Source organism: Streptomyces montanisoli (assembly GCF_017813245.1).
GTDB lineage: Bacteria > Actinomycetota > Actinomycetes > Streptomycetales > Streptomycetaceae > Streptomyces > Streptomyces montanisoli.
Window position 1 is genome coordinate 1 of record NZ_JAGIQL010000004.1, and the last position, 15,134, is coordinate 15,134.

General features: G+C 70.9%; 11 protein-coding genes. 4 read left to right on the plus strand and 7 right to left on the minus strand.

All coding sequences use genetic code 11. The features are described from left to right. Positions 1-28: 28 nt before the first annotated feature. Genes JFN87_RS02085 through JFN87_RS02115 form a run of 7 tightly spaced genes read right to left on the minus strand, consistent with a single transcriptional unit; the run spans position 29 to position 7,988 of the window. The gene (locus tag JFN87_RS02085) at positions 29-370 is read right to left on the minus strand and encodes an STAS domain-containing protein (RefSeq protein WP_209338083.1); all 342 of its coding nucleotides are present in this window, start codon (positions 368-370) and stop codon (positions 29-31) included. A gap of 49 nt (positions 371-419) precedes the next feature. Continuing rightward, on the minus strand, positions 420-2,486 hold the full coding sequence (locus tag JFN87_RS02090; protein ID WP_209338084.1) for a glycogen debranching protein: 2,067 nt from the start codon (positions 2,484-2,486) through the stop codon (positions 420-422). Then, positions 2,483-4,309: an AGE family epimerase/isomerase gene (locus tag JFN87_RS02095; RefSeq protein WP_209338085.1), complete on the minus strand. Its 1,827-nt coding sequence runs from the start codon at positions 4,307-4,309 to the stop codon at positions 2,483-2,485. Before JFN87_RS02095 ends, JFN87_RS02090 begins: the two co-directional genes overlap by 4 nt. Positions 4,310-4,369: 60 nt before the next feature. Beyond that, the gene (locus JFN87_RS02100) at positions 4,370-4,978 is read right to left on the minus strand and encodes a DJ-1/PfpI family protein (protein WP_209338086.1); all 609 of its coding nucleotides are present in this window, start codon (positions 4,976-4,978) and stop codon (positions 4,370-4,372) included. Between the two features lie 39 nt (positions 4,979-5,017). Further along, complete coding sequence (locus JFN87_RS02105; protein WP_209338087.1) at positions 5,018-5,464, minus strand: hypothetical protein; 447 nt, start codon at positions 5,462-5,464, stop codon at positions 5,018-5,020. Between the two features lie 35 nt (positions 5,465-5,499). Then, entirely contained in the window at positions 5,500-7,125 is a 1,626-nt protein-coding gene (locus JFN87_RS02110) for a thiamine pyrophosphate-binding protein (RefSeq protein ID WP_209338088.1), read from the minus strand. A 35-nt stretch (positions 7,126-7,160) separates the two neighbouring features. Further along, entirely contained in the window at positions 7,161-7,988 is an 828-nt protein-coding gene (locus JFN87_RS02115; RefSeq protein WP_209338089.1) for a type 1 glutamine amidotransferase domain-containing protein, read from the minus strand. 304 nt (positions 7,989-8,292) lie between these two features. Here JFN87_RS02115 and JFN87_RS02120 point away from each other — a divergent pair, with 304 nt between their 5' ends. From JFN87_RS02120 to JFN87_RS02135, 4 genes are all read left to right on the plus strand, one after another. Then, complete coding sequence (locus JFN87_RS02120) at positions 8,293-10,275, plus strand: alpha-1,4-glucan--maltose-1-phosphate maltosyltransferase (RefSeq protein WP_209338090.1); 1,983 nt, start codon at positions 8,293-8,295, stop codon at positions 10,273-10,275. Between the two features lie 61 nt (positions 10,276-10,336). Beyond that, a complete protein-coding gene (gene treS, locus JFN87_RS02125) occupies positions 10,337-12,046 on the plus strand; it encodes a maltose alpha-D-glucosyltransferase (RefSeq protein WP_209338162.1) in 1,710 nt (569 codons plus the stop codon). Between the two features lie 64 nt (positions 12,047-12,110). Then, the gene (locus JFN87_RS02130; protein ID WP_209338091.1) at positions 12,111-13,538 is read left to right on the plus strand and encodes a maltokinase N-terminal cap-like domain-containing protein; all 1,428 of its coding nucleotides are present in this window, start codon (positions 12,111-12,113) and stop codon (positions 13,536-13,538) included. 210 nt (positions 13,539-13,748) lie between these two features. Continuing rightward, complete coding sequence (locus JFN87_RS02135; RefSeq protein WP_443732197.1) at positions 13,749-14,942, plus strand: IS701 family transposase; 1,194 nt, start codon at positions 13,749-13,751, stop codon at positions 14,940-14,942. Positions 14,943-15,134 lie beyond the last annotated feature (192 nt).

The following is a 15,134-nucleotide window of genomic DNA, read 5'->3' on the forward strand; positions in this document are numbered from 1 at the left end:
GGGGGCCCGGGGGCCCGAATGGCGCCGGTCAGCCCGCCGGCGCCAGCGCCGCGTCGACCAGGCAGACGAACGGCGCGAGGCCGCCGAGCCGCAGCGCGCGGCGCACCGGGAAGGCGGCGCCGTCCACGATCACCTCGGTGCCCGGGGCGAGCCCCTGCTGGCCCAGGGCGAGGCAGCGGACGACGGCGCCCGTCACCGACGTGACGTCCGCCATGTGCAGTACCACCCGGCGCACCGCGCCCGCCGCGATCCCGTCGAGCAACTCACGCAGCCGCGCCGTGTCCCCGTCCCGCAGATCGCCGCGCAGGTGCAGCGCCGCGATCTTGCCCGAGAAGGCGAGGTGTGCCTCGAAGGCCGTGTCCGTGGCCATGTCCGTTCCTCTCGTGTCAGGTCGTACGGGTACTCGCCGCGCGGCGGACTCAGCGGGCCGTCAGGGCGACCACGCTGTGTCCGGCGAGCTGGAGCGAGCCGCGCACGAGGGCGGGCTCCCGCCCCGGCGGGTGGCTGTCCAGCGGTGGTGGCGCGCCGGTGTCCATGGACAGGTGCCAGCGCGTACCCGGCGGCGGCCCGGGCAGCCGGACGGTACGCCGAGCGCCGCCGGTGTTGGCCGCCAGGTAGACCGTGTCCGCCGTGCCCACCGGCTGCTGCTGGTGCAGCATGACCGCCAGCAGGGTCGACGACGGGTGCCAGTCCGGCTCTCCCGGCGTCTCACCGTGCCAGCTCACCGGCGGGTAGCTCCATCCGTCGGGCAGGGCGCCGTCGGGGTGTGTGGTGCGCCGCAGCACCGGGTGGGCACGGCGGAACGCGACGCAGTGGGAGACGAAACGCAGCAGTGCCGCCTGACCGCCGGTGTGCGACCAGTTCAGCCAGCTCACAGGCGAGTCCTGGCTGTAGGCGTTGTTGTTGCCGCGCTGCGTGCGCCCGAACTCGTCGCCGGCGAGCAGCATGGGGACGCCGGCGCTGGTCAGCAGGAGCAGCAGCGCGTTGCGGCGCTGCTGCTCGCGCAGGCGCAGCACCCTGTGATCGTCGGTCGGCCCCTCGTAGCCGCAGTTCCAGCTCTCCTCGTCGGGAATGCCGTCGTCACCCCCCTCGCCGTTGTCCTCGTTGTGCCGCCGGTCGTAGGACGTCCAGTCGGCGAGGGTGAGGCCGTCGTGGCAGGTGATGTAGTTGACCGACGCGGTGGTGGGACGGCCCGTGTACAGGTCGGGTGAGCCGACGAAGCGGGTCGCGAATTCGCCGGCGCTGCCCCGCCTGCCGAGCAGGAAGCGCCGTACCGCGTCGCGGTAGCGGCCGTTCCACTCGCTCCACCGGCCGTGGCCGGGGAAGGATCCCACCTGGTCGAGCCCGGTGGCGTCGGTGGCCTCGGCGATCAGCAGCCGTCCGGCGAGCACCGGGTCGTGCGCGACGGCCGCGAGCAGCGGTGGATCGTCCATGACCCGGCCGTCCGCCCCCCGAGTGAGGATGGACGCCATGTCGAAGCGGAATCCGTCCACGTCGTAGCGGGTGACCCAGTCACGAAGACAGTCGAGGATGAAGCGCGAGGTGATCGGATGGCCGGCGTTGACGGTGTTGCCGGTGGCGGTGATGTTGAGCGGCTCGCCGTCCGGCGTCAGGAGGTAGTACGCCGGCTCGTCCAGGCCGCGGAAGGACAGCATGGGTCCCGTGCGGCCGCCCTCCGCGGTGTGGTTGAACACCACGTCGAGCACCACCTGGATGCCCGACCGGTGCAACGCACCAACTGTCTCGCGCAGTTCGGCGTCGGCGCCGGCCGGGGTGGGGTCGGCCGCGTACGCCGACTTCGGCGCGGCGAAGCCGACGGTGTTGTAGCCCCAGTAGTTCGGCAGCGGGGCGCCGCTCTCCGGTGACGTGTACGTGTTGTCGGACTCGTCGAACTCCGCGATCGGAAGCAGTTCCACACAGTTGACGCCCAGTTCCCGCAGGTACGGGATCTTCTCGCGCAGCCCGGCGAACGTTCCCGGGTGGCTTACGCCCGAGCTGGGATCGCGGGAGAAGCCGCGCACGTGCGCCTCGTAGATCACCAGGTCGGCCGGGTCGATCAGCGGCCGGGGCACGGCGGGCGGGCCGGGCAGGGGCAGCACACGGGAGCGGTACCGCGGCCGTTCGCCCCACGCGCCCGCCCCGGCCAGCCCCCGTGCGTACGGGTCGAGCAGTACCGGCGAGCGGGCACCGGTCGGTTGCTCGACGCGGTAGCCGTAGTCGAAACTGCCGGGTTCGGCGCCGTACAGCCGAATGGTGTGCACGGTGCCGACGCGGCCCTCGTCGGGGAAGGGGTACTCGGCCAGTACAGTGCCGGTGCCCGGGTCCATCAGCACCAGCCACAGGCGCGGTGTGCCACGTGCGTGCACCGCGAAGTTGACCGCGCCGGCCACCGGGGTCGCTCCGAACGGCTGCGCTCGCCCGGGGCCGACACACAGCCTGTCCAGGAGTGGCGGCGCCTGCCCGGCGGCTGTCGCGGGAGGCGTCACGACGTGCTCCCCACCGGGCGCAGGCGCGCTCTGACGAGGTGCCGGGCGCGGTCCACCGGGAGCCGCACGGTCAGCGACGCGGAGTCGAAGTCGGTATGGGGCGCGCCGTCCACGAGGACCGAATCGAGCACCACCCGGCCGGGCGGCAGCATGTCGGGCGCCACGCGCAGCAGCCCCTGCGGGTAGTACGCGTCAGCGCGGGGCCTGAACCACAGGTCCAGAGGCTCTCGGTGCACCAGCAGCCGCCCGTACACCTCGGCCAGGTAGGCCAGTTCCGCCGCGTGGTACATGCTCATCGCGTGGCTGCCCTTGAGCCGCTCGTCGCCCACGTGGTACGGGACCCCGTCGGCGAGCACGGAGAAGTGGACGGCGCCCTCGTCATGGTCGAGGAAGAAGGCGTTGTAGAAGGCGGACGCCTCCTCCGCGTGCCGCAGGAAGCCGTCGTCGCCCGTGTTCCCGGCCAGTACCAGATAGGCCAGGACGGCCTGTTCCTGTTGCCACCAGGTCTTGTGGTCGTGCCAGACGAACGCATGGCGTCCGAGGTCCGCTCGGCGCTCGACCATGTCGTACCAGCCGCCGCGCCGCGGATCGCGGCCGACGTCCGGCATGGTGCGGCCGATGCGTTCGGCCAGTTCGCGGTAGGCGGGCTTGGGCATCGCGGCGTTCATCCGCATGAGGTTCCAGGCGATCTTCAGGTTGTGGCCCACGACGGCCCGGTCCTGCTGCCAGCCCCAGGACCGGTCCGGTGTCCAGTCGGCGTGGAAGCGTTCGTCGACGAAGGGGCTGCCGTCGGCCGACCGGTCGGGCATGTGCGTGACGATCATGTCGAACGTATGTTCAAGCATGTGCAGGTACCGTTCGTCGCCGGTCGCTCCGTACAGGTTGAACAGGTAGGCGGGGGCATGGTCGCCCACCGAGTTCCAGTTCTTGCGAGACCGGTTCGGGCCGAGCGACGCGTGGTGCGGATCGAGCGTCACCGGGTCGATGTGCGAGTAATAGCCGCCGAGGCGCCGGTCGGCGAAGAACCGCTCGAAGAGCCGGACGGTGCCCTCGGCGTCGGCCAGGAGGGCCGGCGCGCCGGTCATCCGGTAGGTCTGCACGAGGCCCGCCAGCGCGTAGATCTGCTCGTACGCCGGTATCGCGCCGCGGTCGTCACCGAACTCCGACGCGTAGAAGCCGCGCGGCCGCGGCCCGCCGGCGTCCAGGCCGTGGTACCAGGACACGATGTCCTCGACCGGGTCGACCGAGCGCAGGTGGTCGTGGAGGTAGTCCGACCCGGCCTCGGCCACGTCGAGGAAGTCCTCCTCGCCGGTGAGCGTGAAGGCCGACGCCATCCCGTACACCATCCGCGAGATGGTGTCGGTCTCCTGGATGTGGACGGTGGTCTTGCCGCCGCCCCCGCCGAGCTCGGTCCGGTAACCGGTGAAGTCGATCGGCCCGTCGCCGAACTGGGAGCGCCGGTAGAAGCGGGCGAGCCCTCGCAGTTGCGCCGTCCACCAGCCGGACGACGCGTACGGCAGTGGCGAGCCCGGCCCACTGACCACGACGACAGCGGTGGCCTGGTGGTGCAGGCCGCCCTCGTGCGGGTAGACCGGGCCGTGGCTGAAGACGAGGGCGCCCGGGGCCAGCAGGTCGTCGAGCCGTCCGGTCACGTCCTGGTACGGCTCGCCCAGGTTGCGCAGCCGCTGCCCGTAGGTGACGTCTGTCAGGTGGACGACCACGGTGCCGCCGCCGGGGGTGCGCAGCTCCACCTGGCGCCCGCGACGAGCGAGCACCCGGCCGGCCACGGTGTCGGAGAAGGTGAAGTCCAGGTCAATGGCCATGACCGGCCTCGCCTGCACTCGGCCCGGCACCAGGTGCACGGCGGTGCGGTGCGTGACGGTTCACGCCGCCACCGCCCGGACGTCGAGCAGGTCGATGACGCCGCGGGCCAGCAGGTGGCAGTCCTCGACCGTGCGGCTGGTCACCAGGTCCCCGTCGATCACCAGGTCCTGCTCGGTGTAGTGCGCGCCCATGTTGCGCACGTCGCCCACCAGGTTGTTGTGGCAGGTGACGGGGCGGCCGCGGACCAGTTCGGGCGCGGCGGACACCAGCAGCAGCCCGTGGCAGGAGAACGCCTTGATCAGGTTCGGCATCCGGAAGGCGCGCCGCATCAGGTCGACGGCGGGCGCGGGGACGCCGAGGTCATCGGTGTAGCGGAGCCGGTCGGAGACCATTCCGGCCGGCACCACGAGTGCGGACAGGCGCGACAGCTCACCGTAGTCGAGCGCTTCGAGGTCGCCTGTCACGGTGACCGTCGCGCGGGTCTCGTGGCCGGTGAAGGTGAGGGACCGCTGTCCCCACAGCCGGGTCAACAGCACGACCTCGGCTCCCTCCTCGGCGAAACGGCGGCGGTAGTAGGAGATCTCGTCCTCGACGAAGTCGCTCTCCATGAGGATCCCGACGCGTTTTCCGGCAAGACGCCCGGACCGGTTCGGCACGGCCTCGGCCATGGTTGTGTCCTTCCCATCGGGTCGATCGGTGGCGCGCGGTCAGGGGCGGGTGAGCGCGACGACCGGCGGGTGCTGCACGAAGGCGATGCCGCGGATACGGGGCACACCGCCCTGGAGCACCACCCGCCAGATCTGGCGGGTGGTCTCCTGCTGTGGGGCGGCGGAACCGGCGCGTGTGATGGTCACCTCCGCATGGATCGGGGAGACGAGCTGGATGCGGACCTCCTCGGCGGGCCGGGCGCCCAGGAAGCCGAAGCCGCCCGCCCGCCCGCGATACCACGCCCTGAACTCCTCGAAATGGCCCTGGAACTCGTCGGTGCCGCGCACCGTCCGTCCTGGCAGTTCGAGCAGCAGGCCGTTGGCCAGGTGCGGCAGCAGGTCCGCCGCGGAAGGGCGCCGGGCCAGCGCGGCCTGCCATTGGGTGACGAGTCTGCGGACCGCCGGTACCGACAGCGCAGTCCTCCTGGCAGGCTCGGGTGATTCCATGAGTGTGTCTTCCTCCTTCGGGTTCTTCGCCGGGCTCAGTCGGTGTCCAGGTCGATGAGGTAGGGGCCGTCGTGGGCGAGCATCTCCCCGACGGCGTCGGCCACCTGGCCGGGCCGCTCGACCCGGCGGCCGGGCACGCCGAGGGAGCCCGCCAGGTCCGTGAAGCGGATCGCCGGATCCGACAGGTCGAACGCCGCCGGAGCGGTGTGCCGGGCGATGCCGAGACCGTCCCAGTACTGCTCGATGTTGAGGTCGAGCAGCCGGTAGCGGTGGTTGTTGCAGATGACGAACTTCGCGCCGATGCCGTAGCGCGCCGCCGTCCACAGTGCCTGGATGGTGTACATGCTGCCGCCGTCGCCGGTGAAACCGACCACCGGCAGTTCCGGGCGGGCCAGCTTGACGCCGAGCGCGCCCGGGATGCCGACGCCGAGCGAGCCGCCCCTGGTCTGGAAGAACCGGCCGGGCTCTCTGGGCGGCAGGTGCCGCGCCAGCGGACCGGACGCGGTCAGCGCCTCGTCGAAGACAGCGAGCTCGGCCGGGGCGCGTTCGGCCAGTGTGCGGACGAACAGGTCGAGGAGGGAGTCGTCCTCGGCGCCGCCCGTGCCGGCCGTGTCGCCCGTACCGGCCGCCGGGCGCCGTTCGTGGGGTACACCGCCCGCGCCCTGCCGGTCCATGGCGCCGGCCAGCGCCGCGAGGGCGAGCTTGGGGTCGGCCACCATGCCGAGGTCGACGGGGAAGTTCTTCGCGATCTCGTACGCGTCCAGGTCGATGTGGACGATTTGGGCGTCTTCGTGGAAGGGGCTGGTCAGCGAGGGGAACACCTCGGGGAAGAGATAGGTCCCCACGACCAGCACGGAGTCGGCGCCGGCGACCACGCGGGCGCTGTCGGCTCCGAACATGTGGCCCAGCTGGCCCCCGTACAGCGGGTGCGTGGTGTCGAAGTTGACCTCAGAGGAGTTGACGCCCCACACCGGTGCTCCCAACCGCTGTGCGACTTCCCTGAGTTCGGCTTGTGCGCCACTGGCGGCGACGCCGTCGCCCATGAGGATCAGTGGCCGCCGCCCGGCCAGCAGCGTGCTGGCGGCACGCTCCACCAGCTCGGGCGACGGCGCGGACCGGGTGTCGGGCAGCGAGGTGGGCACCGCGGTCTCGGTGGTGACCTGGTCGAGTACGTCGGCGGGCAGGACCACGAGGACCGGGCCGCGCGGCGGGGTCATCGCGATCTTGACGGCCCGCCGCAGTACCCGCAGCGTGGAGGCCGGGTCGAGGACGCGGGTGGCGTACTTGGTCACCGGCTCGGCCATCGTCACCAGGTCGGCGGCCATCTGGGCGTCCATGGCGTCGTAGCGCACGCCGGCGTCCCCGGCCAGCACGACCAGCGGTGAACCGCCGCGTTTGGCCTGGTACAGCATGCCGATCCCGTTGCCGAGGCCCACTCCGGTGTGGAGCTGGACCAGGCCGGGCCGCTGGGCGGCGCGAGCGTATCCGTCCGCCATGCCCACCGCCACGCCTTCGTGGAGGGTCAGCAGGTAGGACATCCCGGAGCGGCCCGCCTCGTCGAGGAAGCCCTGCTCCACGGTGCCCGGATTGCCGAACATGTAGGTGATGCCGTCGGCCGCGAACTGCTCGTAGATCGCGGTCTTCCCTGGTCTGGCTCGCATGTCACTGCTCCTGGTTCGTGGGTGGGGTCGGCCGGCTACCAGCCGTAGCGACGAAGGCCGTTCTCCAGGACCCGCACCAGGAGCTCGCCACTGGGGGCGGAGTCCGGCGTGGAGCGGGCGGTGACGAACGGGTGGTCGACGATGACGGACGTCTCCTTGCCGACGTTGCCGTGGAAGCCGCCGTCGGGGCCGGTCGCGTCGCGCAGGATGTACTCCAGCGGGTACGGGGGCGGGCCCATGTTGAAGTCGACGCCCACGAAGCCTGTGCCGTCCTTGTAGTCGTACTCCTTGGGATGGCCGGTGACGTGCTTGCCCTGGAGCAGGCTCGCGCGGGTCTCCAGGTCACGGGCGAAGGCCAGCACGGCGACGCCGTAGCACTCGGCCAGGATCGGCTTGTCCGCGGCGGCGAAGCCCAGCACGACCTCGTGCAGCCGCTCGTTGTTCGCGAGGTCCACGATCGGGCCGCTGCCACCGACGATGACCAGCGCGTCGAAGCCGGCCACGAGGTCCCCGACGGCCGCGTCGCGCAGCCGGTGGTACTCCTCCAGCTCCCGCAGGTGGTTCAGCGAGCTGAAGTAGGGCCGTTCGGGTATGAGTTGCTGAAGGCTCAGCGGGCTGTCGAGGCGGGTGGAGGCGTCGATCTCCCGGACCTTGCGCGCCATGTCCCGCGTGGTGACGGAACGGCCCAGCGGGGGGTCGACGTAATCCGGGTCGTAACTCGGCGGCAGTGCCTGGGCTCGCTGCCCGGTCGGTGTGGCGAAGGTGATGCGGTAGCCGCGGGCGTCGAACGCTTCGACGGGACCGACGAGTTCTTCTCCCCAGTAACCGAATTCGGAGAGAACCACCAGGATACGTTTCGACACGAATGACTCCCGAGATCATGGTTTCGTTGAATGGGGAACGAGCCCCGTGCGTGTTCGTTGAGAAAGGCCGTCAAAGGCCCGTCGCGAACGAGTCCGAGTGAACTCTCCATGGCTGTCGGCAGCAAGCGCCGGGTGGGTCGCGGTGACTACTTCTGGAAGTGGAAAGAATGTCCCGGCAGCGGACATCGGCCGCTTCGCAATTGCGTTAAGTCCAGGAAGTGCGCCACTGATTGCCCGCATCGCTTTCTTCTGCGGGTGATCGCTCCACATGATGACGGCATCGCAGAAGAAGAGGTGACGCACCATGATTGGGCGATTGGGGATCGACGAAGTCACTCCCGTTGTCGACGGGGGTCGCTATCCGTCCAAGGCTGTTGTCGGTGAACACGTACCGGTGGCTGCCACCATATGGCGCGAAGGCCATGACGAGCTGGCGGCCGCGGTCGTCCTGCGCGGGCCGGGGCCCGGCGGCGACCGCGAAGTGCTCCCGATGGAACGTGTCGACGCCGGAGCCGACCGCTGGGCGGCAACCGCCGTGCCCGACCGGCCCGGCGTGTGGACCTACCGCGTGGAGGCATGGAGCGATCCGTGGGCGACCTGGCGGCACGGGATGCGGGCCAAGCTGGACGACGGCTGGACGGCGGAAGACCTCGACAACGAACTGGAGGACGGAGCACGGCTGCTGGAACGCCACGCGGAACAGTCATCACCCGGCGGAGCCGACGCCGGCCGTGCCTGGCTGCACCGCGCGGCCGGGGCGCTGCGCGACCGGCGTGTTCCGCTCGCCGACCGCGTCGCACTCGCACTCGACGGCCGTACCACCACGGCAGCCGACCGCCGTCCGCTGCGTGAACTGCTCACCATCGGAGCGGAGCTCCAAGTCAGGGTGGACAGGCCACGGGCGCTGGCCGGCGCCTGGTACGAGTTGTTCCCCCGCTCCACCGGCGGCCGCGACGAGCACGGCAAGCCCGTGCACGGCACATTCGCCACCGCCGAGGCGCAGCTGCCCCGCATCGCGCGAATGGGCTTCGACGTCCTCTACCTGCCACCGATCCATCCCATCGGTGTGACCCATCGCAAGGGACCCGACAACGCGCTGACGGCCGCGGCCGGCGATGTCGGCTCACCCTGGGCGATCGGCTCCGCCGACGGCGGACACGATGCCGTCCACCCGGAGCTCGGCACCCTGGACGAGTTCGGCCATTTCGTCGCCGCGGCCGCGGAGCACGGGCTCGAAGTGGCGCTCGACCTGGCGTTCCAGTGCTCTCCCGACCACCCGTGGGTGGTCTCGCACCCGGAGTGGTTCACCGCGCGGCCCGACGGTACGGTCGCCTTCGCCGAGAACCCGCCCAAGCGGTACCAGGACATCTACCCGCTCGACTTCGACCAGGAGCCGGCCGGCCTGTACGAGGAACTGCTGCGCGTGGTGCTGTTCTGGGCCGAACGCGGCGTGCGGATATTCCGGGTGGACAACCCGCACACCAAGCCGCGCGACTTCTGGCACTGGCTGATCGGCACCGTCAAGAACAGCCATCCCGACGTGCTGTTCCTCGCCGAGGCGTTCACCAGGCCCGCTGTCCTCAAGGGACTGGCGAAGGCCGGATTCACCCAGTCCTACACGTACTTCACGTGGCGGACGACGAAACGCGAGCTGACCGCGTACCTGACCGAACTGGCCGGCTCGGTCGACTACCTGCGCCCCAACCTCTTCGTCAACACACCCGACATCCTGCCGGCCCACCTCCAGCAGGGCTCGCCGGCCGTCTTCGCCTCCCGCGCCGCCCTCGCCGCCCTCCTCTCACCCACGTGGGGCGTCTACGCGGGCTTCGAGCTCTGCGAGAACGAGGCGCTCGGGGACGGCGGCGAGGAGTACGCACACGCGGAGAAGTACGAACTGCGCCCCCGCGACTGGGCGGCGAGCGCGGCCACCGGCCGCGACCTTCAGCCGTGGATCGCGACGCTCAACCGGCTGCGGCGGGCTCATCCGGCCTTCGGCGGGCTGCGCACACTGCGCTTCCACGACATCGCGCACGACGCGCTGATCGCGTTCTCGAAGACCGACCCGGCCACGGGCGACGCCGTGCTGTGCGTCGTCTCGCTCGCCCCCGACCGCCCGGCGGCCGGACGTCTCGAACTGCGCGGACCCCTGCCCGGCGCGGGCCCCGACGGCACGATCACCGCGCGTGACGCGCTGACCGGCGAGGGGGTCACGCTCGGCGGCGGCACGATCACGATCCTCCCGGGCGGCCCGGTCGCCCGCGTCTTCACCTGGAGCGGCAATGCCTGACGAAGCCACCGACGAGACCGCCGTCCCGCACGCCGCCGAGGTACACGGCAGCGCGCGTGCCATGCCCGTGGAGCGGGACTGGTACAAGCGGGCGGTCTTCTACGAGGTGCTCGTGCGTTCCTTCTACGACAGCGACGGCGACGGGACCGGCGACATGCGCGGCCTCACCGAGAAGCTGGACTACCTCGAGTGGCTGAGCGTGGACTGCCTCTGGCTGCCGCCGTTCTACGCGTCACCCTTGCGCGACGGCGGCTACGACATCAGCGACTTCCGCAGAGTGCGTCCCGAGCACGGCACCATCGAGGACTTCATCGAGCTGCTGGACGCCGCCCACGCCCGCGGACTGCGGATCATCACCGACCTCGTCATGAACCACACCTCCGACCAGCACCCGTGGTTCCAGGAGTCCCGGCGCCATCCGCAGGGGCCCTACGGCGACTTCTACGTCTGGGCCGACGACGATCGCGGATATGCCGACGCCCGGATCATCTTCGTCGACTCCGAGAGCTCCAACTGGACGTTCGACCCGGTACGCGGTCAGTACTTCTTCCACCGCTTCTTCCACCACCAGCCGGACCTCAACTACGAGAACCCGAAGGTCCAGGACGCGATGCTGGACGTGCTGCGCTTCTGGCTCGACCTGGGGATCGACGGATTCCGGATGGACGCGGTGCCCTACCTCTTCGCCGAGGAGGGCACCAACGGGGAGAACCTGCCGCGCACCCACGCCTTCTTGAAGATGGTTCGCAAGGTCGTGGACGACGAGTACCCCGGCCGGGTGCTGCTCGCGGAGGCCAACCAGTGGCCCAAGGACGCCGTGGAGTACTTCGGCGACCCGGCCGTCGGCGGTGACGAGGCACACATGGCGTTCCACTTCCCGCTGATGCCCCGCATCTTCATGGCGCTGCGCATGGCCGACAGCCGGCCGATAACCGAGATCCTCGCCCAGACGCCCGCCATCCCCTCGGGCAGCCAGTGGGGCATCTTCCTGCGCAACCACGATGAGCTGACGCTGGAGATGGTCACCGAGGTCGAGCGCGCCTACATCTACTCGCAGTACGCGCGCGACCCGCGCATGCGGGCCAACATCGGCATACGCCGCCGCCTCGCGCCGCTGCTCGACAACGACCGCGACCAGATCGAGTTGCTGACCGCCCTGCTGCTGTCGCTGCCCGGCTCGCCCGTCCTCTACTACGGGGACGAGATCGGTATGGGCGACAACATCTGGCTCAGCGACCGCGACGGCGTCCGCACGCCGATGCAGTGGACGCCCGACCGCAACGCCGGATTCTCCACCGCGGACCCGGGCCGGCTCATCCTCCCGATCGTCTCGGGCCTCACCTACGGCTACGCGTCGGTCAACGTGGAGGCACAACTCGCCGCTCCCGCGTCACTGCTGCACTGGACGCGCACCATGCTCACCGTGCGGCGCAGACACCCCGCCTTCGGCCAGGGCACCTTCGAGCCGCTGGAGACGGGCAACAGCAGCGTACTGGCCTACGCGCGGCGGTTGAAGCGTGCTGATGGCCCCGACGACCTCATGGTGTGCGTCAACAACCTCTCCGGGCACCCGCAGCCGGTGGCGCTCGACCTCAGCGAGGCGGCGGGCACCGTGCCCACCGAGGTCACCGGTGGTGTGGCCTTCCCCGCCATCACAAAGGCTCCCTACCAACTGGCCCTCGGCGGCCATGGCTTCCTCTGGCTGAGCGTGCGGGTGCGCGGCGATGGGAGCGCTGAGGCGATAGAGGCCGGTCCGGAGGGCGCCGGCTGATCCGCCGCACACCGCCCCTGCCCGGTACCGCCGTCGCCACGAACGGATTCCCACCATGATGTCCATGCCCGACCTGGCTGTCGCCCTCAACGACTGGCTGCCGAGCCAGTCGTGGTTCCCCTCCGGGGGACGCTCGCCCGTCCGCACGGAGGTGCTGCACATCCACCCGTTCGCCCCCGTCGACGACACCCCGGCAGCACGTGTGCGCGGAGTCGTCGCCGTGGTACGCGTCCACCACGCCGACGGGGCGGGCGGGGGAACCTACCAGGTGCCGCTTGGCGTACGTACGTCCTTGCCCACCGGCCTGCGCCCGGACGTGATCGCACAGCGGCTCGGCGTCGTGCTTTACGACGCCCTCGGCGACCCGGAGCTGGTGGACGCCCTGATACGCCGGATCGCGGCTCGCCGCGGTGTGCCGGGCCTGTGTCCGCAAGCGGGACTGCCCGGGCCGCGGCTGCCCGCCCGGCCGCTGCGCTCCCGGCCGCTCGGCGTCGAGCAGAGCAACACCTCGGTACTCGTCGAGGACCGCTACCTGCTGAAGGTCTTCCGGCGGCTGGAGCCGGGCACCAACCCGGACCTGGAGGTCCAGCTGCTGTTGCGGGACGCGGGGTCGCGGAGCGTCCCGCGCCTGCTCGGCGCGCTGACCGGGCGGCTGGGCCGCTCGCACGCCACCCTCGCCGTCCTCCAAGAGTACATCGCGGACGCGGAGGACGGCTGGCGCAGCGCGCTCACGGACCTGCCGGAGGCCGGCGGCGCCGGGCGAGAAGTACCTCCCTCGCCCGGCGCCGCGCACGAGCCCGGCGCCTTCGCCACCGCTGTCCGCGATCTCGGCGGGGCGGTCGCGGAGATCCACCGGGAACTGGCCCGTGCGGGCGGCACCGCGGCCGTGACCGAGTCGGGCACGGCGGCGCTGGCGGCGGGGATGCGGGCCAGGTTCGACGCGGCGACGGCCGAGGTGCCGAGCCTGGCTCCCCACGCGGAGCCGGTCCTGGCCGCGTACGCCGCGGTGGCCGCGCTGCCCGTTCACGGCCTCTGGCCCGACCAGCGCATCCACGGGGACCTGCACCTCGGTCAGGTCCTGCGGACGCGCCGCGGCTGGCGGATCGTGGATTTCGAGGGTGAGCCGAACGCACCGCTGGACGAACGGCGCTCCCGGCACTCGCCGTTGAAGGACGTCGCCGGGATGCTGCGGTCCTTCGACTACGCGGCGCACCACGACCGGCCGGGCGGCGCCGCCCCGGCCCCCGGCGGCGCGCGGGGAGGGGCCAGGGACGCATGGCGCGTCCGCCGGCAGGCCGCCTTCTGCGGGGGTTACGCGGCCGTCGCGGGCCAAGACCCCCGTGAATTCGGCGCCCTTCTGACCGCCCACCTGCTCGACAAGGCGGTGTACGAGGCGGTCTACGAAACAAGGCGGCGTCCGGAGTTGGCGGCCATTCCGCTGGCCGCCGTCGCACGATTGGCCGCGGATATCAACCGCCTCCCGGCTGCCTGAGCGACCGGCGAGACCAACACGGGATTTACCCATTACGGCTCGCGCCTACACGTGCGGGAAGTGCCATGACTCGACCAGGTCCTATCGATGCAAAGGGGTGCAACTACGTTAAATCCACGTTGCAGGTGGTGCTGACCCGTAGGAAGCTGCGAGTGCCTTCGGTGCGGAGATCGCCAGATGTTTCGGAAAGGATTTCTGATGCAACCTGACATGCTAGAAACGCCGCACAGTGATACAGAACCATTATCTTTTGCGGCAGACGCATTCAGTACGATGCCGCGTTCCGATCAACGCCGGTGGGCGAAAGTTTATCTCCGTGGGCTGCTGCTCGCCGACGGCAGGAAATCGGTTCGCCGGATAGCCGACAGCATGCCGGTCGACCGCGCGAAACAATCGCTCCAGCAGTTCATCAACCAGAGCCCGTGGGACTGGGAGCCGGTGCGGGCGCGGATAGCGGCCCGGGTCGAGGGCGAGATCGCGCCCGACGCATGGGTCGTCCACCGAGTGATCATCCCCAAGCGCGGCGACCGCTCCGTCGGTGTGCAGAGACGATTCGTCCCCGAACTCGGCCGTACCGTCAACAGCCAGCTCGTCCTGGGCGTCTCGCTCGCCTCGGCGCGGGCGAACGTACCGGTGGACTGGCGTATCGCGCTCGTCGGCGGGTGGTCCACCGACCGGGATCTGCGCCGAGCCGCGTACATACCGGACACGGTGACCGCGAAACCGGAGTGGTCGGAGATCTCGGACATGCTGGAGGAGATGCTCACACGCTGGGAGCTCACGCCCAGACCCGTCGTCGGGGACCTCCGCCACCTCCAGGACGCGGCACCGCTGATGGCGGCGCTCGACGAACGAGGCCTCAGGTACGTCTTTCAAGTGGACCCCGGCTTCCGGATCACCGCCGGCGGCGCCCCGGCGGCCCCGCCGACCGTCCCTCGCCCGGTAGCCCGGGCCGGCAAGCCGGGCGCCGCCACCGTGCGCGGCCACTTCGAGGCCGTCACCACGCGCCTTGCCGTCCCGCATGCCCGCCCGCCGGCGGGCCCACTGGGGCGCATCGCGACCGTGCCGCGCGGCCGGCTGCTGTCGTCACCCGCCGGCCTGCTCCCCGTCCCCGGCGCGGAGGCCACCCCACGCCCGGTGAGGATCGTCGCCGAGGTGAACGGGCAGGACGAGTTCAGCAGGTTCTGGGTCACCAACGCGGTCCGGGGCAACCTCGACCAGGTGATGGTTTCGGCCCATCGTGGCGTGCGTAACCGGCAGGCCATGACGGAGCTTCAAGCCGGTTTCGGGCTCCTGGACTTCGAAGGGCGCTCCTACCGCGGCCTCCACCATCATTTGACCATGGTATCTGCCGCATTCGCCTACAACGTTGTCGGCGACGCGATGACGGCCGCGCCGGTGTGAGGGCTGTCCTGCGCACTCGCGGCCCGCGGGCGTCCGGACCGTCGCGTCCTTGGCCGTCACGCCTCGCCCGGATGCGTCCAGTACGCGGTCGAACCTCCGCCCCCCGGATGAGCACACGGGACGCCACCGGCTGACCCACCGTGGGTTGTGCCGGACAGTCCCCGGCGCGTACGTCAGGGCTCCACACGGCCG